Here is an 18,181-nt window from a genome sequence, read left to right on the forward strand (position 1 = left end):
TCTCAGCCCTCCTTCACGCTGGTCGCGGTGCCCGACGGCGCGGGCGCGGGCTGGTCGGTCGCGGCGGCCGGGCGCACCGTGCGGCGCTCGATGCGCTTGGGCACGTCGGGGCCGACCTCGACGACGCGGTGCACGAACACGCCGGGCAGGTGGACCTCGTCGGGGTCGATCTCGCCGGGCTCGACGAGCTCCTCGACCTGTGCGACGCACACGCGGCCCGCCATCGCGGCGAGCGGGGAGAAGTTGCGGGCCGACCGGTGGAACACGAGGTTGCCGTGCCGGTCGCCGCGCAGCGCGTGCACGAGCGCGAAGTCCGTGGTGATCGCGTCCTCGAGCACGAACTCGGCCTCGTCGGGGAACGACCCGTCGCGACCGCGCGGCCCGACGCCGAACGTGCGTACCTCCTTGGGCGCGCTGGCCTGCGCGACGCCGCCCGCGCCGTCGTACCGCTGGGGCAGGCCGCCCTCGGCGACCTGCGTGCCGACCCCCGTGCGGGTCCAGAACCCGGCGATGCCCGCACCCCCGGCGCGCAGCTTCTCCGCGAGCGTGCCCTGCGGCGTGAGCTCCAGCTCGAGCTCGCCCGAGAGGAACTGCCGCTCGAACTCCTTGTTCTCCCCGACGTACGAGCTCGTCATCTTCCGGATGCGGCCCGCCCCGAGCAGCACGCCGAGGCCCCAGTCGTCGACGCCGCAGTTGTTGCTCACGACCCACAGGTCGCGCGTGCCCTGGGCGAGCAGCGCCTCGATGAGCGCGATCGGGTTGCCGCACAGGCCGAACCCGCCGACGGCGAGCGACGCGCCGTCGGGCACGTCGGCGACGGCCTCGGCCGCGGACGCGACCACCTTGTCCAGCCCGGTCCCTCGTGGGGACGCGATCGTGGGGCTCATGCCGTGACCTCCTCGTCACACGCCGACCCGGTTCCACCGCTCGTGACGGCGGCCAGGGCCCGCAGGGTCTCGCCCGCGACGGCCTCGACGCCGGGCGGGCTCATGATGATCGTGTAGTGATTGATACCCGCTACGTCGCGGGTGCGCAGCCCCGGCAGTCGCGCGCGCCACGCGGCGAGGTGCTCGGGGGAGTAGAGGGCCTCGGGCTCGTCGAGCAGGCCGCGCGGCGCGCGCAGGAGCACGAGCGGCACGGCGAGCGGGTGGTCGCCCGCGAGCGCGTCCGCGAGCGGCCCGCCCTCGTAGAGCTCGAGCGAGTCGGCGGAGACCGCCGCCCCCGACGACGCCGGGCGCAGCGCGGGCGCCTCGCCGACGAGGTCGTAGTCGACGTACCCCGCGACGACGTCGCCCCACGGCTCCTCCCACGCGCTCGCGAACGCGGGGTGCGCGCGCCAGAAGCCGCGGTACTCCTCGCGGTCGGCGAACGTCCGCTCGAGCCGCTCGACGGCCGGCCCGAGCAGCGCGCGCAGGACCTGGTCGTGGTCGGCGTCGGGGGGCAGGCCCGCGGGCGGCGGGAGCGGGATCCCGCCGTCGACGAGCACGAGCCGCGACACGCGGCCGGGGTGGCGGTGCGCGAGCACGACGGACACGAACGCGCCCATCGAGTGCCCGAGCGCGACGACGCTCTCGATCCCCAGCACGTCGAGCACCGCCGCGAGGTCGTCGGCGTGCGCCCCCATGCCGTACGGGCCGGGGAGCCCGTTGCTGCGCCCGCGCCCGCGCAGGTCCGGCGCGATCACGCGCACGCCCGGCAGCGCGGCGACGACGGCCGGCCACGCGCGGTGCGACGCCGTGATGCCGTGCACCGCGAGGACGGTCGGGACGGTCATCGCATCCGGCCTCGCATGCGGCCGCGCGTCGGGCCCCGCGTCGGGCCCCGCGTCGTCGAGCCGCGCGTGCTCGCGGCGGCGCGCACCGTCGTCGAGCCGTGCGCCGGGTGCGGGGACCGGGTCCCACACGCCGACGCGCAGCCGCCCGCCCGCGACGGGCACGTCGAGCGTCGCGTAGGTGTGGGTCGCGGCGGTCACGTCGTGCGGTGCGGGTGCGGCGTCCGCCGTCGGGTGTGCGGACGTGGGGGCCGCCGTCGTGCCCGCCATCACCGCGCGCTCCAGCCGCCGTCGATCGTCCACGAGGCGCCCGAGACCATCGACGCGTCCGGGCCGGTGAGCCAGCCGACGAGCGACGCGACCTCCTCGGGCTCGACGAGCCGCTTCACCGCGGACTCGGCGAGGAGCACGGTCGCGAGCACCTCGGACTCAGGGATGCCGTGCACGCGCGCCTGGTCCGCGATCTGCTTCTCCACGAGCGGCGTGCGCACGTACCCGGGGTTGACGCACACGCTCGTCACGCCGTGCGGCCCGCCCTCGAGCGCCGTCACCTTGGACAGCCCCTCGAGCCCGTGCTTCGCGGACACGTACGCCGACTTGAACGGCGACGCGACGAGCCCGTGCACCGAGGAGATGTTGACCACGCGGCCGAACCCGCGCGCGTACATCCCCGGCAGCGCCGCGCGGATTAGCAGGAACGGCGCCTCGAGCATGATCGCGTGGAGCAGGCGGAAGTCGTCGGGGCGGAACTCCTCGATGGGGCTCACGCGCTGCACGCCCGCGTTGTTGACGAGGACGTCGACGTCGAGGCTCAGGTGGTCGAGGGCACGCGTGTCGGCGAGGTCGACGACCCACGCCTCGCCGCCCAGCTCGTCCGCGAGACGCTGCGCGCCGTCGGGGTCGACGTCGGCGACGGTCACGTGCGCGCCGCGCGCGGCGAGCTCGCGCGCGCACGCCGCGCCGATGCCGCTCGCGCCGCCCGTGACGAGCGCGCGCCGCCCGGCGAGCGGGGGGGCCGCGGGCGTGGACGCGGCGTGGACGGTGGCGGGGACGGTCACTGCGCGTCTCCTTCGGTCGTGGTTCCGGTCTGGGTCATGGTCCCGGCCTCGGCAGCGGGTCGCGGTGCGGCGAGCGCGCGCTCGATGAACTGCATGGTCTGCTCGAAGACGTGCGGGGGGACCTCGGCCGCCGCGGTGTCGTACGACGGCGGCTCCGCGCCCTCGTCCCAGCGCCCGCCCCACAGGACCCAGCGCATGCCGACGATCTCGCCGATCCCCATGAGCGCCCACGCGGCGACCTCCGGGTCGACGTCGTGGCCGACCTCGCCGTTGGCACGCGCCTTGTCGAGCCCGGTCATGTAGCCCTCGACGATGCGCGAGTAGTGCCGGCGCAGGGCCCCGGGCGAGACGAACTCGGCCTGCCGCACGATCCGGTAGAGCGCCGGGTGCTCGGCGGTGAAGCGGAAGAACGCCTCGAAGCCCGCGCGCTCGGCGGCCAGCCGCGAGCCTGCCTGCGAGCTCGCCTCGATCATCGCGTGCCGCACGCGGCGGTTGAGGTCGTCGACGAGCTCGTCGAACACGTCGATCTTCGACTCGAAGTACAGGTAGAACGTGCCCTGCCCGACGCCCGCCGCCTCCGTGATCTTCACGATCGACGCGTCGTGGTACCCGACCTCGGCGAACACCTGCTCGGCCGCGGCGAGGATCTTGGCCCGCGTGCGGTTGCCGCGGGCGGTGCGGGGCTGGGTGCTCATGAGTCCTCCGGGACGGTCACGCGCTCGGCGAGCGAGCGGCGCGACACCTTGTGCAGCGACGTGCGGGGCAGGGACGGGACGAGGTCGAAGCGGCGCGGGACCTTGAAGTGCGCGAGCTCGCGGCGGCAGAACGCCTCGAGATCCTCGGCGTCGGTGGGGAAGCCCTGGCGCGGGACGACGAAGGCCGCGCCGACCTCGCCCCACCGGTCGTCCGGGACGCCCACGACCGCGACGTCCGCGACGCCGGGGTGGCGCCGGAGCACGGCCTCCACCTCGGACGGCGTGACGTTCTCGCCTCCGACGATGAAGACGTCCTTGATCCGGTCCACCACGCGGTAGTACCCGTCGGCGTCGCGCTCGACGAGGTCCCCGGTGCGCAGCCAGCCGTCGTGCAGGACGGCGGCCGTCGCGGCCTCGTCGCGGAAGTACCCGGCGAACACCCCGGGCCCGCGGACCAGCAGCTCGCCCGCCGCGGGCCCGTCGAGGTGGCGCCCGGTCACCGGGTCCGCGACGGCGACCTCGACGTGGGGATACGGCGTCCCGGCCGACCCGAGGCGCTCGCGCGCCTGGTCGTCCGGCAGGCACAGCACGTTGGGCCCGGCCTCGGTGAGCCCGTACCCCTGCGAGAGCGCGACGCCGCGCCGGTGCCACGTGCGCAGCAGCGGCTCGGGCATGGGCGCGCCGCCCACGACGGCGTGGCGCAGCGACGACAGGTCGGCGTCCGCGAAGCCTGGGTGCTCCGCGAGGAGCAGGTAGTTCGTCGGGACGCCCATCATCGTCGTGACGCGGCGCTCGGCGACGAGCTGCAGCACGCGCTCCGGCTCGAACGTGCGCTCCAGGACGACCGTCGCGCCGGTCCACCACGCGAGCAGCGGCTGGATGTTCCAGCCGCCCGCGTGGAACTGCGGCAGCACGCTCAGCACGACGTCGTGGCTCGTCAGCTCGACCGTGCGCGAGAGCGAGAGGTTGGTCCAGAAGCAGTTCGCGTGCGTGAGCAGCGCGCCCTTGGGCGTGCCCTGGGTGCCGGACGTGAACACGAGCAGGAGCGGGTCGTCGTCGCGCACGACGCGGCGCTCGGGGACGGGCGCCCCCGTGGCCCGGCCTGCGCCGTCCGCGTCCCGCGCGCCGTCGGCCAGGCACGGGCGGCGCGACGGTGCGGGGACCCGCGCCTCGACGCCGCTGCGGCCGAGCTCGGTACGCCGCGGGGGGAGGACGAGCCGGTCCAGCCGGTCGAACGCCGCGTCGGCCAGCGCGGAGAACTCCTGCTCCACGAGCACGAGCGCCGGGTCGGCCTGCTCGATCTGGGCGGCGAGCTCGCCCGGCGACAGCCGCCACGACAGCGGCGCGAGGATCAGCCCGGCCTGCGCGCACGCGAAGAACAGCACGACCTGGTCGGCGCTGTTGCCGGTCACCGTGGCCACGCGGTCGCCGACGCCGTAGCCCGCCTCGCGGAACGCCGTCGCCAGGGCGCTCGCGCGCTCGTGCAGGTCGCGGTAGCGCAGGGTCACGCCGCGGTCGTCGACCGCGACGCGGTCCGGCGTCGTGAGCGCGCGGTCGCGCGTCCAGCGGCCGAGGGTGTGCAGGCCGTCCTGGGCGTCCTGGTGCTGCGTCGTCATGCCACCTCCTCCAGGCGCTCGCGGGCCTCCTCCCGATCCTCCCGCGGGCGGCGGCGCGCGGCGAGGCGCGACGCGGCGCCGGCGATGCCGCCGGGCAGGAACATCACGACGAGGATGAAGAGGGTCCCGAGGAGGAACAGCGGCTCGCTGAGCGGCACGCGCAGCACGGCCGGGAGGTCCGCGACGGCCGCGGAGCTCGCGAGCGTCCCGAGCCGCTGGTCGAGGATCGTGTAGAGCACGCCGCCGACGATCGCGCCCCACCGTGAGCCCACGCCGCCGAGCACGACCATGACGAGCAGCGTGAGCGTGAAGTCGGCCGACGTCGCGCGCGGCACGGCGCCGGACTGGAGCAGGAGGTACGCCATGCCGACGACGGTCGCGAGCGTCGCCGCGAGGACGAACACGAGGAGCTTGACGAGGTAGGGGCGCCCGCCGATGACGCGCACGCGCATCTCGTTCTCGCGCGTCGCCGCCGCGACGTGCCCCGCGCGCGACCGCTCGATCCACAGCACGACGAGGTAGACCACGACGAGCACGGCGAGCGCGAGCCAGTAGAGGTTGCGCGTGTTGAGGACGCCCACGAACGCGTCGGGGACGTTGCCGGTCGCGAGCGCGAGGCCCTCCTCGCCGCCCGTGGCGCCGCCGGGGTTGCGGCGCACGAGCACGTTGCCCGCCTGGGCGAACGCGAGCGTGACCATGGCGAACGAGATGCCCGTGACGCGCAGCGAGATCGCGCCGACGACGTGCGCGAGGACGATCCCGCCGACGAGCACGAGCGCCGCGGCGGGCAGGAGCGGGATCTCGGTCGTGTCGAGCACGATCGCGAGCCCGTACACGCCCGCCGCGAAGTACAGCGCGTGGCCGAAGCTCAGCAGCCCCGCGACGCCGAACAGCAGGTGGTAGCTCAGGGCGAGCGCACCGATGAGCCAGCACAGCGCCATCATCTGCAGCGCGCCCGGCGTGTAGGTCGGACCAGGCAGCACGCCGGGCACGTGGATGGCGAGCAGCGGCAGGCACGCGAGCAGCGCGACGAGCGCGACACCCGCGAGCGTGCGGACCACGGTGCCCGACGGCGTCCGGCGCGCCGGGCGCGCAGCGTCGCCAGGGTGCGGGGCGCCCGGCACGGACCCGGCGGGAGCGGAGGTGGGGTCGGCGGCCGCGCGCGTGCCGCCGTCGGGCCGGCTGCCAGGAGCGGTCTGGGTGGTCATGCGGCTGCCCTCCCGAGGAGGCCGGTGGGACGGACGAGGAGCACGAGCGCGAGCAGCAGCACGACGATGAGGTCGCCGTAGCCGAGGTAGTAGTTCGCGAACTGCTGGAGGACCGCGACGAGCACGGAGGCGACCGCGGCGCCGGTCAGCGAGCCGAGCCCGCCGATGACCGTGACGATGAACGCGAAGATGAGCAGCGACCCGCCGAGGTGCGGCGAGACGTAGCCGAAGTACTGCGAGGCGAGGACCCCGCCGAGGCCCGCGGCGGCGCCGCCGAGGGCGAACACGAGCGTGAACGCCTTGCGCACGTCGATGCCGAGCGCCGTGACCATGGACCGGTTCTCGACGCCCGCGCGGATGATGAGGCCGTAACGCGTGCGCTGGAGGAAGAGCACGATCGCGCCGAGCACGAGAACCGCGGCGCCGATCGCGACGAAGCGGTCGTTGGGGATCGGCGCGCCCGCGAGGTCGGTCGTGCCCTTGAGCCACGCGGGACCGGAGATGAATTCGGGGTCCGAGCCCCACATGCCCTCGAACAGCGCGACGGAGGCGAGCGAGAGCCCGACCGTGACGAGCACCTGCTCGATGTGCCGCTCGTAGAGCGGGCGGATGAGCAGGAGCTCGGTGAGCGCCGCGGCCCCCGCCCCGACGACGGCCCCGGCGAGCAGCGAGAGCGCGAAGACGCCCCACGAGTCCGCGCCGAGCGAGCGCGCGACGAACCAGCCGCCGAACGCGCCGAGCGTGAGGAACGACCCGTGCGCGAAGTTGAGGACGCCCATGAGCCCGTAGATGAGCGACAGGCCCGACGCGACGAGGAAGTACAGCGCCCCGAGGCCGAGCCCCGTGACGAGGAGGAGGACGATCGTGCTCATCGGGCCGCAGCCCCTTCGTTCTCGTGGTGGTCGACCTCGGCGTGCACGCCGAGGAGCTGCTGGACGCGGTCGGGGTCGTCGAGGAGCTCGCGCGCCGGGCCCGTGTGCACGACGCGGCCCGCGTCGATCACGACGACGCGCTCGGCGAGCCGCTCGATGACCTCGAGGTTCTGCTCGACGAGCAGGATCGGGACCGTGCGGGCCGCCTCGGCGAGCGCGTCCGACACCTCGCCGACGATCCGGGGCGCGAGGCCCTTGGTGGGCTCGTCGACGAGGAGCAGGCGGTTGGCGTTGAGCAGGGCGCGCGCGAGCGACACCATCTGCTGCTGACCGCCCGAGAGGGTGCCCGCGCGCTGGGCGGCGCGCTGGACGAGGTCCGGGAAGAGCTCCGCGACGAGCTCGCGCCGCGGGTGCGCGTCGCGCTCCGCGAGCCGCAGGTTCTCCGCGACCGTGAGCCCGGCGAACACCTCGCGGTCCTCGGGCACGTACCCGACGCCGCGGCGCACGATCCGGTCCGTGCGCTCGCCGTCGACCCGCTCGCCCGCGAGCCGCACCTCGCCCCGGCGCTCGATGAGGCCGAGCACGGCCTTGAGGGTCGACGTCTTGCCGACGCCGTTGCGGCCCAGCACGGCGGTGACGCCCGTGGCCGGGACGGAGAACGTCACGTCCTCGACGACCTGCTGCCCCGCGATGCGCGCGGACAGCCCGCGCACCTCGAGGACGGGCACGTCGGCCGTCGCTCCGGTCCGGTCCGTGAGGTTCCTGCCGGCGCTCATGCTGCCTCTCCTGCCGTGACGCCGAGGTAGGCGCTCTGCACCGTCGGGTCCGCCATGACGGCGTCGGGGGTGTCGCACGCGAGCAGCTCGCCGTGGTGCATGACGGCGACGCGGTCCACGAGCCCGAGCACGACGTCCATGTGGTGCTCGACCATGAGGACGGTGCAGCCGGTCGCGTGCAGGTCGCGGATGACCTCGACGAGCCCGGGCACGTCGGCCGACGACACGCCCGCCATGGGCTCGTCGAGCAGCACGACCCGCGGCTCCGTCGCGAGGAGCACCGCGATCTCGAGCTTGCGCTTGTCGCCGTGCGACAGGTCCCCGGCCGCGACGTCGGCGCGGCGCGTGAGCCCCACGGTCTCGAGGTGCCGGTTCGCCTCCCGCGTCGCGGCGTCGCCGCGGCGCGGGAAGCGCAGCACGGACAGGGCGCCGCCGAGGCGCCCCTGCGCGGCGAGCCGCACGTTCTCCCGGACGCTCAGGCGCGGGAACAGGCTCGACGTCTGGAACGTGCGGCCCAGCCCGGCGCGGGCGCGCGCCGCCACCGAGGTGGTCGTCACGTCCGTTCCCGCGAGGAGCACCGACCCGCTCGTCGGGCGGTGGATCCCCGACACCAGGTTGAAGAGCGTCGTCTTGCCCGCGCCGTTCGGCCCGATCACCCCGAGCATCTCGCCCTGCCCGACGGCGAGGCTCACGCCCTGGAGGATGCGCGCGCCGCCGATCTGGAGGCCGAGGCCGCGGACCTCGAGCGCGGGGAGGGCGTGCGGCTCGCCCACGTCAGCCCGCCTCGGCCGGCGCGACGTCGTCGCCCGGCACCTCGGTGACGAGCTCGGGGATCCAGGCGTCGCCGTCGGCCACGAGCTTGACCTGGTACATCGGCTGGATCAGCGCGTGGTCGGACGCGCGGACCGTCGTCGTGCCCTTGGGGCCGTCGAAGCTCCAGCCCTCGAGCGCGTCGACCATGGCGTCGACGTCGTCGCCGCCCTCCTCGATCGCGTGGACGATCATCTGGGCCGCGACGAAGCCGTCGGGCGTGAAGAGGTCCGCCTGCTTGCCGGTTGCCTCGACCGACGCGAGCATCGCGGCCTCGACCTCGGTGCCCGCCGCGCCGGGGAAGTAGTGGTTGAGGAAGTCGACCTTGCTCGCCGCGGCGCCGTACGCGCCGTAGGTGGCGACGTCGCCGAGGCCGGTGACGACCGTCGTCGAGTCGAGCACGCCCTGCTGGTCGAGGCCCTGCCACATCGCGCCCGACGTCGCCCCGGCCCACGCGACGAACACGAGGTCGGGCGCGGCGTCGACGATCTGGTGCGCGAACGGCGTGAACTCCGTCGCGTCCTCGGGCACGAGCACGCTCGTCACCTCGGCGCCCTGCGCGCCGAGGACCGCCTCGACCGCGGCGAGGTTGCCCTGGCCGAACGCGTTGTCCTGCGCGAACACGACGACCTTCGCGCCGTCGGGGTCGACGAACGTCCCCGCCGTCGCGACGTCCTGGAGCGACTGGCGTCCCGAGCGGAACGTGTAGTCGTTGATGCCCGTGAGCGCGTCGACCGCGGCGGGGCCGGAGATGTAGAGCACCTTGTTCTGCTCCGCCTGCTCGGCGAGCTTAAGCGCCACGCCGGACACGACCGTGCCGCCGAGGATCTGGTAGCCCTTGCCGATGAGGTCCTTGGCCTGGCCGACCGCCTTGTCGGGGTCGCCTCCGTCGTCGTGGAACGTCACGTTGACGGGCCGGCCGTCGACCTCGCCCGTGCCGTCGGTCGCGTAGTCGAGGCCGGCCTGGAAGCCCTCGTAGTAGGCCTCGCCGTAGGCGGCGAGCGGCCCGGTCTTGGAGTAGATGATGCCGACGTCGACGGGGTCGGCGCTCGCGCTGCTCTCGCCTCCGGTGCTGGTGCCTCCGCCGGTCGCGTCGGTCGGCGCGCACGCGGCGAGCACGAGGCTCGCGGCCGCGAGCGCGGCGACGGCGAGTGCCGGCCGCTGGGACTTCTTCGTCCGCATGACTTCGCCCTTCGTTGGGTGGTCCTGGGGGAGCGCCACTCAAACATGAGAGGCGATTCAGGTTGCGGGAATCATGGATCCACGACCGACGCGGTGTCAACCCGCGGCGGTCACGATCCGGCCACGGCGTCGACGAAGGAGCCCGACATCCGATGACGCGACGGACACGACGCTGCGTGAGGTCGCACCCGGCCGCACCGACCTGCTGAGCGGGACCTCCAGGTGCCGAACCCGGGGATACGGGCGAGCTGGGCCGCTCTCTCGCCCACAACCCCGGGTTCGGCGGCCCGGGGTGGCCCGGGAACCGGGCTCGGCGAACCGCGACGGGTCGCGTCAGTGCTCGAGGCGGTCCTTCTCGTCGCCGATGTGGTCGACGACGTCGTCCGGGAGGTCGTCGAGGTTCATGTCGTTCGTGCGAGCGCGCCGGGCGTCCCAGCGCAGCGCGACCGCCGCGAGGGCGGCGGCGATCGTCGACGCGGCGAGGACGGCGATCTTCGCCGCGTCGGTGTGCGTCGAGTCCGGGAACGACAGCTCTGCGATGAGGAGCGACACCGTGAACCCGATCCCGCCCAGCAGGCCGACGGGCAGCAGGTCGCGCACCCCGATGCCGGGCGCCAGGCGCAGCGGGGTGAACCGCGTGACGAGCGCCGTCACCCCGAGCACGCCCACGAGCTTGCCCAGCACGAGGCCGAGCACGATCGCGAGGACGACCGGCTGGCCGAGGACGTCGCCCCCGCCCCCGACGAACGTCACGCCCGCGGCGAAGAACGCGAACACGGGCAGGGCGATCCCCTGGGAGAACGGGCGCAGGGCGTGCTCGAACCGGTGCGTGCGCGACTCGGTCTCGCCGTGCATCACGAGCGCCGGGACGGTGAAGCCGAGCAGGACGCCCGCGATCGTCGCGTGCACGCCGGACTCGTGGACCAGCACCCACGCGACCACCGCGACGGGAACGAGGAGCCACCAGCGCGTGCGCCACGCCCGGACCAGCACGGCGAACAGCGCGACCGCGACGAGCGCGAGACCGAGGAACCCGATGCGCAGGTCGGCCGTGTAGAAGACCGCGATGACGACGATCGCGAGGAGGTCGTCCACCACCGCGAGCGTCAGCAGGAACGTGCGGATCGCAGCGGGCAGGCCGCGCCCGAAGACGGCGAGCACGCCGAGCGCGAACGCGATGTCCGTCGCCGTCGGGATCGCCCAGCCGTGCAGCGCGCCGTCGTCGCCCGCGAGCAGCACGACCGCCGTGAAGATCACCGCCGGCACCGCCATGCCGCCGACCGCGGCCAGCATCGGGACCCCGGCCTGGCGCGGGCTCCGCAGGCTGCCCGCCACGAACTCCTGCTTGAGCTCGACGCCCACGACGAAGAAGAAGATCGCGAGCAGGCCGTCGGCCGCCCAGGTCTCGAGGCTCAGATCGAGGTGCAGGGGCAGGGAGCCGATCGAGGCCGGCCCGACGACCGTCTCCGAGAGGGTCGTGTACGCGTCCCGCCACGGGGAGTTCGCCCACAGCAGCGCGAGCAGCGCCGCGCCGATGAGCAGCGCGCCGCCCGTCGTCTCCCGGCTCACCCACCGGCGGAGGCGCACGCGGGTCGACGGGCGGTCGGTGGGGTGGGTGCCGGAGGGCGGGGTGGCGTGGGTCATCGTGCTCCCGGGGTCGCTGTCGCGTCGCACGGCCCGCGGACGCGACACCGTGGCCGACCAGACTTCCCGGCACACCGTCCTCGATTCTACGGGGCATACCCCGCGCGGCCGACGTGCCCGGCTCGCGATCATCCTCCCGGGCGACGTCGCGTGCGGCCAGCGCACGTGAGGATCGGCGGGTGCCCGACGCCGTCCCTCGCCCCGCGCCCGACCCCACCCCGGCAGAGCCCACCCCCGCAGAGCTCACCGACTCCGCCCTGACCCCGGCACCTGCCCCGACCCCGATCCCGTCCCCGGACCGGACGGCGTCGTCGGACGCGCCGACGGTCGTCGGGCCCACGGCGCTCGACCGCCGGCTCCTGTGGGGCGGGTCGCCGGTCCTCGGGGCGCTGCTCGCGTACGGGGCGCTCCACCTCGCCGGATGGATGGCGGGGCTGCCGTGGGCGCCGTTCCAGGGTCTCGCGCGCGTCATCGACGAGCTCCTCGGCGAGCGGGGGACCCTCGGCGTCGCGATCTGCCTCGTCCTCGGGGCCGGTGCCGGGCTCGTGTTCGCCGCGCACGCGGTGCGCGACATCGCGGTCCTGACGCTCGACGCCGAGCACGCGACGGTGGCCCTGCGCGACGAGCGCGTCACGCTCGACCGGGACCGCGTCACCGCCGTGCTCGTCGACCGCAAGGACCTCGTCGTGCTCGGCCGTCGGGCGCCGAGCGCCACCGACCGTCGCGCGTCCACCGCGGTACGTCTCTCGCCCCGCGGTGCCGGCGACGGCACCGGCACCGGCAACCGGGAGGATCACGAGACACCGGTCGTCGAGCTGCTTCACGTCCGCACGGAGCTCGCGACGGCCCGTCTCGCCGCCGCGTTCCGTGCGCACGGCTGGCCGTGGCACGACGGCGACCCGTGGGCACAGGAGTTCCGGCGCTGGGTCCCCGGCGACCCCGAGCTCCCGCCGAGCGCCGACGCCGTCCTGCGCGCCCGCGCGGCGATGCTCCAGGCCGACAAGACGTCCGACGCCGCCGACCTGCGCCGCGAGCTCGCTCGCCTCGACGTCGTCGTGCGCGACGTCGACAAGATCCAGCACTGGCGCCGAGCCACCGCCCCGAGAGAGGACCCTGGTCCCGTGAGCGAGAGCTCCGGCAGCGCGAGGTAGGGCCGTGGCAGCGCGAGGTAGAGCCCTGGTCGCGCGAGGTAGAGCCCTGGTAGCGCGAGGTAGAGCCGTGGTCCTGCCCGACGGCGGTCTGGTCACCTTGGGTGGTCGGGGTGGGTGGTGGTGCCGCGTCTACCATCCGCCGCTCGTTCCTCGCGGCTCCCGCCAGGCCCGCCACGACGCGGCACCACCACCCACCCCGCCCGACTCCGACTCACCCTGGTCGTCCCTCACCCGGGCGACCGCCCGCGGTGCCGGTCTCGCCGACACGTTCCCGTTGCTGCGTCCGCTTGCCGCGTGGCACCGCACACCTCCGCCCGTCGCGCGCCTCGCGGCTGCGGCTGCGGCTGCAGCCGCGGCCGCAGCCGCAGGTCAGGGTCGTGGGTCGTGGGTCGCGACTCGACCTGTTCCTCGCGACGTCGCCCCGTGCCGTCGCGAGGTCGCCCGGGCCGCACGACGCCACGCCGAGCAGGTCGTCTCGGCCCGTCATCGGTGCCGGACGAGCCAAGGTCGCCTGGTCGGGCTGCCAGGGCCGCCTGGTCGGCCGGTCGCCGAGCCAGGGTGAGCCGACGGCCGAGCGGTGGGGGTGGGCTCGGATGCGAAGGGGCGTCAGAGCGGCGCTCCTAGAACCCACGCCCGACAGACCAGGGTGACGGCGCCGCAGCCCCGAGCACCGAGCCCACCCCCACCGCGGACCCAGCCCTGCGCGTCTGAGACCCGACCATGCCCACCTCGGCGGACCACAGCTCTACCTCGCGTGACCATGGCTCTACCTCGCGTGACCATGGCTCTACCTCGCGTGACCATGGCTCTACCTCGGCCGACCACGGCTCTACCTCGGCGGGAGCGGTCAGGTGGGGGTGTCCTCGGCGAGGGCGAGGAGGCGGGTCAGGGTGTTCCAGTTGCGGCCCGTCACCGGGGTCCCGGCGGCCTTGGTCAGGACCGACGTCGTGAGCTTCGAGCGGCCGATCCCGTCGGGGTAGGCGACGTAGAGGACGCCGTTCGCGACGACGGCTCGCTCGGTCCCGCCCCGGGCCTGGATCGTGGTCGCGCCGTCCGGGTCGACCGGTGTCTCGCCCACGAGGACGAGGAGCGCGGCGGGGCGTTCCTCCGCGTCGTCGGGGAGGGGGTTGCCGCGGACGATCTTGCGGAGCCGCTCGGTCGTGAGCACGGCGACGGCGGCATCGACGCCGAAGCGTTCGGCGACGGCGTCGTGGAGGAGACGCGCGACGTCGTCGGGCCGGGACGCGCCGGAGGTCCCGGGCGCGACGACGAGGTTGCCGCTGTTGACGACCGTGCGGGCGTGCGCGAACCCGAGCTCGCCCGCGAGCTCGCGCAGCGCGGTGGACGGGACCTTGCGCCCGCCCACGTTCACGGCGAACAGCAGCGCGACGTAGGCGGTCACGACGACGCCCCCGGTCGTCGGTGGGACCACGGCGCGGCCTCCTCGAGGTGGGCGGCGAGGTCGAGGAGGAGCGCGTCGTCGCCGTGGTCGGCGCCGAGCATCACGCCCACGGGGACCGTCGCCGTGGACCCGTCGGGGTCGGTCACGCGTGCCTCGCCGAGCGGGAGCGAGATCGCGGGCCGGCCGGTGAGGTTCCACACGCTCGTCCAGGGGGTGAACGCGGTCTGCGCGGCGAAGTCGGCGGCCGGGTCGTCGTCCATCCGCTGGCTGCCGACGAGCGCGGGTGGCTGAGCGAGCGTGGGGGAGAGCACGACGTCGACCCCGGCCCAGGCGGCGGCGACCTCCCGGGTGAGCTGCTGCACCCCGGCGAGCGCGGTCGCGTACGCGAGCCCGCTCACGCCTCGCCCGCGCTCGCGGAGCCACCGCGTGAGCGGGACGAGCAGGTGCTCGCGGTCCGGCGGGACGGGGGCCTGGAGCGCGCCGACCGACCACAGGGCGGCGAACGCGTCCCAGCGCTCGGGGCCGAACGGCGGGGGGATCTCGACGACGTCGTGCCCGAGCCCGGCGAGGAGCGCCGCGGTCGCGCGGGCGGCGTCGGCGCACGCCGGGTGCACGGGGGCGTCGGCGGCGATCACGGGGTCGAGCAGGAGCCCGACCCGGAGCCGCCGCGCGCCGGGCGCGGCCGCGAGGCGCGCCGTGAAGGTGTCGCCCGGCCACGGGCGCGCGAGCACGTCGAGGAACGCCGCGGCGTCGCGGACGGACCGGGTGAGGACGCCGTGCGTGGCGAGCCCCGCGCCGTCGACCCCGTACGGCCCGGGGCTCACGAGCCCGCGCGACGGCTTGAGCCCGACTAGCCCGCACGCGCTGGCGGGGATGCGCAGCGATCCGCCGCCGTCGCTCCCGTGCGCGACGGCGACGACGCGTGCCGCGACCGCGGCCGCGGCGCCGCCGCTCGACCCGCCCGCGGACCGCGCGAGGTCCCACGGCGTGCGGGCCGTGGGCCCGACGTCGGGCTCGGTGTAGCAGGGGAGCCCGAGCTCGGGAGTGGTCGTCTTGCCGACCATGACGGTGCCCGCGGCGCGCAGGAGGGTCGCCACGCCGTCGTCATGAGGCGCCGGGAACGGGTCGATCGCGGCCGACCCGGCGCGGAGAGGCACGCCCTCCACCATGGTGAGGTCCTTGACCGGGCACGGGACGCCGAGGAACGGCGGCAGCGCGCCCGGCTCCGCGGACCCGGCGACGGGCGCGCCCGCGCGGCGTGCCGCGACGAGCGCGGACTCCGCGGCGAGCGCCTGCGTGCGCGCGAGGTCCGGGGTGAGCACGGTGAAGGCGCCGACCTCCGCGCCGACGCCCGCGGCGGCGTCGAGCGTCGCGTCGAGCACCTCGGTGGGGGACGCGTCGCCGGTCCGGAGCGCGTGGGCGAGGGCGGTCGCGTCGAGGTCGAGCAGGTCGAGGACGCTCATGTGTCGTGAACCTACGCGGCGGGTCACGACTGCGCGAACCGTCCCGGGTCGACACGCCGCCGCGTCGAGGCGTATATTCCATGCGGAATATTCCTTACGGACTTCTTGGCCCGGGGCCGACGTCGCGCGACGCACGACGCACGCAGCCCCGCCTGCGAACCCCCCCCGTGCTACCCGTCCCGGAGACGACCGTGCCCGCACCGCGCCTCAGCCCGACGGCGACCCTCGTGCTCGCCGTGCTGCTCGACCAGCCCATGCACCCGTACGAGATGCTCGTGCGCCTGCGCAAGCGGCGCGACGACCGGCTCGTCCGGCTCAACCCGGGCGCCGTCTACCACGCGGTCGACCGGCTCGAGCGCGACGGCCTCGTCGAGCGCGCGGGCGTCGACCGCGACGGCAACCGGCCCGAGCGCACCGTCTACGCCATCACCGACGCGGGCGTCGCCGCGCACCACGACCGCACGCGCGACCTCGTCCGCGAGACGCCGCCCGAGTACCCGGCGTTCCCGGTGGGGCTCGCGCTCGTGCACGACCTCCCGCTCGACGACGCCCTCGCCCTCCTGCGGGAGCGCCGGGCAGCGCTCGCGGCCGCGACGGACGGGGTGCGCGAGCACCTCGACGGCGTCGTCGCGCGCGGGCTGCCCCGGCGCTACCTGCTCGACGCGTCGTTCCAGCTCCACCAGGTCGCGGCCGAGATCGCGTGGCTCGACGCGACGGTCGCCGACCTCGAGTCGGGCGCGCTGAGCTGGACCGACCAGCCCGCGCCCACGTTCCGCTTCCCCCGCACGACCTCACCTCAGGAGACCTCGTGACCACTCCCGCCCCGGGCAGCAGCCCGAGCACGGCCCCGGCGCCCGCCGACGCCGGCTCGCGCGTCGTGCCCCTCGTCGACCTCCACGGCCGCAGCGCCTGGAGCATCCTGCCGCCGCTCATCCTCGGCTTCTTCATGATCATGGTCGACACCACGATCGTGAACATCGCCGTCCCGACGCTCCAGACCGAGCTCGACGCGTCGCTCGTCGCGGTCGGCTGGGTGAACAGCGCCTACCTGCTCTCCTACGCCGTGCTGCTCCTGCTCGCCGGGCGGCTCGGGGACCGCTACGGCCCCAAGCCCGTGTTCGTCGTCGGGCTCGCGGTCTTCACGCTCGCGTCCGCGTGGTGCGGACTCTCGGGCTCGATCGGCATGCTCATCGCCGCGCGCGTGGTCCAGGGCGTCGGCGCGGCGCTCATGACGCCGCAGACCATGGCGATGATCACGCGCGTCTTCCCGCCGCGGCAGCGCGGTGCGGCCATGGGCCTGTGGGGCGCGACCGCCGGCGTCGCGACGATCGCCGGACCGCTGCTCGGCGGCGTGTTCGTCGAGTCGTGGGGCTGGGAGTGGATCTTCTTCGTCAACGTGCCGGTCGGCGTCGTCGCGCTGTGGTTCGCGCTCACGCGCCTGCCGCGCCTCGCGACGAACAAGCGCTCGTTCGACGTCCTCGGCGTCGTGCTCTCGGTCGTCGGCCTGTTCGCGGTCGTCTTCGGCCTCCAGGAGGGCGAGACGTACGACTGGGGCACCATCACCGGGCCGATCACGGTCTGGGGCGTCATCGGTGCCGGGCTGCTCGTGCTCGTGGGCTTCGTCCTGTGGCAGCGCCACCTCGGCGACGGCGCGCTGCTGCCCCTCAAGCTCTTCCGCTCCCGCAACTTCTCGCTCGCGAACGTCGCGGGCATGTCCGTCTCGTTCGCGATGATCGGGAGCTTCTTCCCGCTGACGATCTTCCTGCAGTCCATCCTCGGGCTCTCGCCGCTGCACGCCGCCCTCGTCAACCTGCCCGGGTCGCTCGTCTCCGGGATCGTGGCCCCGCTCGCCGGTCGCCTGTCGGACAAGGTGCCCGCCAAGTGGGTCGTGGCGACCGGGTTCGGCGTCCTCGCGGTCGCGATCGGGTGGCTCGCCGCCGTCGTCGGGCCGGGGGTGTCGGTCGCGACGATCGTGCTCCCGATGACGCTGTTCGGCATCGGTACCGGCTGCGTGTTCTCGCCGCTCGCCAACCTCGCGACGTCGGGCCTCGACCACCGCACCGCGGGCGCCGGGGCGGGCGCGTTCAACACCACGCGCCAGGTGGGCGGCGTCATCGGCTCGGCGGCGATCGTCGCGACGCTCACCGCGCGCCTCGCCGTCACCCTCCCTGCCGCCGCGCAGGACGCGGCGGCCTCCCTCCCCGAGCAGTTCCGCCAGCAGTTCGTCGACGGGTTCGCGAACGACGGATCCCTGCAGGGCGGCGCGGGCGGGTCGTTCGACCTCCCGCCCGGGGTGCCCGACGACGTCGCGCGCCAGGTGACCGCCACCGCCACCGCCGCCTTCCACCAGGGGTTCGCGACCGCCGTCGGGCAGACGCTCGCGGTCACGGCCGCGGTCCTGGTCCTCGGCTTCGTGTGCGCGATCGCGATGGCGCCGAAGCACGTCGAGCACTGACCCGCGAGATCGGCCCGTGCGTCGCGAGATCGGCCCTCCGAGGGTCGATCTCGGACGCACGGGCCGATCTCGCGGAGC

Annotated in this window: 16 protein-coding genes; 3 read left to right on the forward strand and 13 right to left on the reverse strand. The window is 74.9% G+C overall.

The window, feature by feature from the left end:
* Positions 1-2: 2 nt before the first annotated feature.
* The 11 genes from NHH00_RS06300 to nhaA form a co-directional block, all read right to left on the reverse strand.
* Entirely contained in the window at positions 3-887 is an 885-nt protein-coding gene (locus tag NHH00_RS06300) for a CoA transferase subunit A (protein ID WP_253051013.1), read from the reverse strand.
* Positions 884-2,074, reverse strand: a complete 1,191-nt coding sequence (locus NHH00_RS06305) for an alpha/beta fold hydrolase (RefSeq protein ID WP_253051014.1) — start codon at positions 2,072-2,074, stop codon at positions 884-886. The genes NHH00_RS06300 and NHH00_RS06305 overlap by 4 nt, the downstream gene beginning before the upstream one ends.
* Positions 2,041-2,829 (reverse strand): 3-hydroxybutyrate dehydrogenase, encoded by a 789-nt coding sequence (locus NHH00_RS06310; protein WP_253051015.1) that lies wholly within the window; start codon positions 2,827-2,829, stop codon positions 2,041-2,043. Before NHH00_RS06310 ends, NHH00_RS06305 begins: the two co-directional genes overlap by 34 nt.
* Positions 2,826-3,524 (reverse strand): TetR/AcrR family transcriptional regulator, encoded by a 699-nt coding sequence (locus NHH00_RS06315; RefSeq protein ID WP_253051017.1) that lies wholly within the window; start codon positions 3,522-3,524, stop codon positions 2,826-2,828. The genes NHH00_RS06310 and NHH00_RS06315 overlap by 4 nt, the downstream gene beginning before the upstream one ends.
* Positions 3,521-5,140, reverse strand: coding sequence for a class I adenylate-forming enzyme family protein (locus NHH00_RS06320; RefSeq protein WP_253051019.1), 1,620 nt, complete (start codon positions 5,138-5,140; stop codon positions 3,521-3,523). The genes NHH00_RS06315 and NHH00_RS06320 overlap by 4 nt, the downstream gene beginning before the upstream one ends.
* On the reverse strand, positions 5,137-6,348 hold the full coding sequence (locus NHH00_RS06325) for a branched-chain amino acid ABC transporter permease (RefSeq protein WP_253051021.1): 1,212 nt from the start codon (positions 6,346-6,348) through the stop codon (positions 5,137-5,139). The genes NHH00_RS06320 and NHH00_RS06325 overlap by 4 nt, the downstream gene beginning before the upstream one ends.
* On the reverse strand, positions 6,345-7,220 hold the full coding sequence (locus NHH00_RS06330) for a branched-chain amino acid ABC transporter permease (protein WP_253051023.1): 876 nt from the start codon (positions 7,218-7,220) through the stop codon (positions 6,345-6,347). Before NHH00_RS06330 ends, NHH00_RS06325 begins: the two co-directional genes overlap by 4 nt.
* Complete coding sequence (locus tag NHH00_RS06335) at positions 7,217-7,996, reverse strand: ABC transporter ATP-binding protein (RefSeq protein WP_253051024.1); 780 nt, start codon at positions 7,994-7,996, stop codon at positions 7,217-7,219. The genes NHH00_RS06330 and NHH00_RS06335 overlap by 4 nt, the downstream gene beginning before the upstream one ends.
* Positions 7,993-8,769 (reverse strand): ABC transporter ATP-binding protein, encoded by a 777-nt coding sequence (locus NHH00_RS06340; protein ID WP_253051026.1) that lies wholly within the window; start codon positions 8,767-8,769, stop codon positions 7,993-7,995. The genes NHH00_RS06335 and NHH00_RS06340 overlap by 4 nt, the downstream gene beginning before the upstream one ends.
* A 1-nt stretch (position 8,770) precedes the next feature.
* The gene (locus NHH00_RS06345; protein ID WP_253051028.1) at positions 8,771-9,988 is read right to left on the reverse strand and encodes a substrate-binding domain-containing protein; all 1,218 of its coding nucleotides are present in this window, start codon (positions 9,986-9,988) and stop codon (positions 8,771-8,773) included.
* A 333-nt stretch (positions 9,989-10,321) separates the two neighbouring features.
* Positions 10,322-11,632: a Na+/H+ antiporter NhaA gene (gene nhaA / locus NHH00_RS06350; RefSeq protein ID WP_253051029.1), complete on the reverse strand. Its 1,311-nt coding sequence runs from the start codon at positions 11,630-11,632 to the stop codon at positions 10,322-10,324.
* Between the two features lie 179 nt (positions 11,633-11,811).
* Between nhaA and NHH00_RS06355 the strand changes: the two genes are divergently transcribed.
* A complete protein-coding gene (locus NHH00_RS06355; protein WP_253051030.1) occupies positions 11,812-12,783 on the forward strand; it encodes a YqeB family protein in 972 nt (323 codons plus the stop codon).
* 847 nt (positions 12,784-13,630) lie between these two features.
* On the opposite strand, the gene NHH00_RS06360 is transcribed toward NHH00_RS06355, so the two are convergent.
* Positions 13,631-14,215: a DUF1697 domain-containing protein gene (locus NHH00_RS06360; protein ID WP_253051031.1), complete on the reverse strand. Its 585-nt coding sequence runs from the start codon at positions 14,213-14,215 to the stop codon at positions 13,631-13,633.
* A complete protein-coding gene (locus NHH00_RS06365; protein ID WP_253051032.1) occupies positions 14,182-15,648 on the reverse strand; it encodes an amidase in 1,467 nt (488 codons plus the stop codon). The genes NHH00_RS06360 and NHH00_RS06365 overlap by 34 nt, the downstream gene beginning before the upstream one ends.
* 191 nt (positions 15,649-15,839) lie before the next feature.
* Between NHH00_RS06365 and NHH00_RS06370 the strand changes: the two genes are divergently transcribed.
* Together NHH00_RS06370 and NHH00_RS06375 are read left to right on the forward strand one after the other, a co-directional pair.
* Positions 15,840-16,460 carry a PadR family transcriptional regulator gene (locus tag NHH00_RS06370; protein ID WP_253051033.1) on the forward strand — a complete coding sequence of 207 codons (621 nt, stop codon included), beginning with the start codon at positions 15,840-15,842 and terminating at the stop codon, positions 16,458-16,460.
* A 134-nt stretch (positions 16,461-16,594) separates the two neighbouring features.
* Entirely contained in the window at positions 16,595-18,103 is a 1,509-nt protein-coding gene (locus NHH00_RS06375) for a DHA2 family efflux MFS transporter permease subunit (protein ID WP_253051435.1), read from the forward strand.
* The last annotated feature ends 78 nt before the right edge of the window (positions 18,104-18,181 follow it).

Source organism: Cellulosimicrobium cellulans, from assembly GCF_024124905.1.
Classification (GTDB): domain Bacteria; phylum Actinomycetota; class Actinomycetes; order Actinomycetales; family Cellulomonadaceae; genus Cellulosimicrobium; species Cellulosimicrobium cellulans_G.

Bases quoted from the DNA above. Each gene is read 5' to 3' on its own strand.
- NHH00_RS06375 (WP_253051435.1), top strand. From the start codon at position 16,595: ATGATCATGGTCGACACCACGATCGTGAACATCGCCGTCCCGACGCTC.
- NHH00_RS06365 (WP_253051032.1), bottom strand. From the start codon at position 15,648: ATGAGCGTCCTCGACCTGCTCGACCTCGACGCGACCGCCCTCGCCCAC.
- NHH00_RS06345 (WP_253051028.1), bottom strand. From the start codon at position 9,988: ATGCGGACGAAGAAGTCCCAGCGGCCGGCACTCGCCGTCGCCGCGCTC.
- NHH00_RS06315 (WP_253051017.1), bottom strand. From the start codon at position 3,524: ATGAGCACCCAGCCCCGCACCGCCCGCGGCAACCGCACGCGGGCCAAG.
- NHH00_RS06300 (WP_253051013.1), bottom strand. From the start codon at position 887: ATGAGCCCCACGATCGCGTCCCCACGAGGGACCGGGCTGGACAAGGTG.
- NHH00_RS06330 (WP_253051023.1), bottom strand. From the start codon at position 7,220: ATGAGCACGATCGTCCTCCTCCTCGTCACGGGGCTCGGCCTCGGGGCG.
- NHH00_RS06320 (WP_253051019.1), bottom strand. From the start codon at position 5,140: ATGACGACGCAGCACCAGGACGCCCAGGACGGCCTGCACACCCTCGGC.
- NHH00_RS06335 (WP_253051024.1), bottom strand. From the start codon at position 7,996: ATGAGCGCCGGCAGGAACCTCACGGACCGGACCGGAGCGACGGCCGAC.
- nhaA (WP_253051029.1), bottom strand. From the start codon at position 11,632: ATGACCCACGCCACCCCGCCCTCCGGCACCCACCCCACCGACCGCCCG.
- NHH00_RS06325 (WP_253051021.1), bottom strand. From the start codon at position 6,348: ATGACCACCCAGACCGCTCCTGGCAGCCGGCCCGACGGCGGCACGCGC.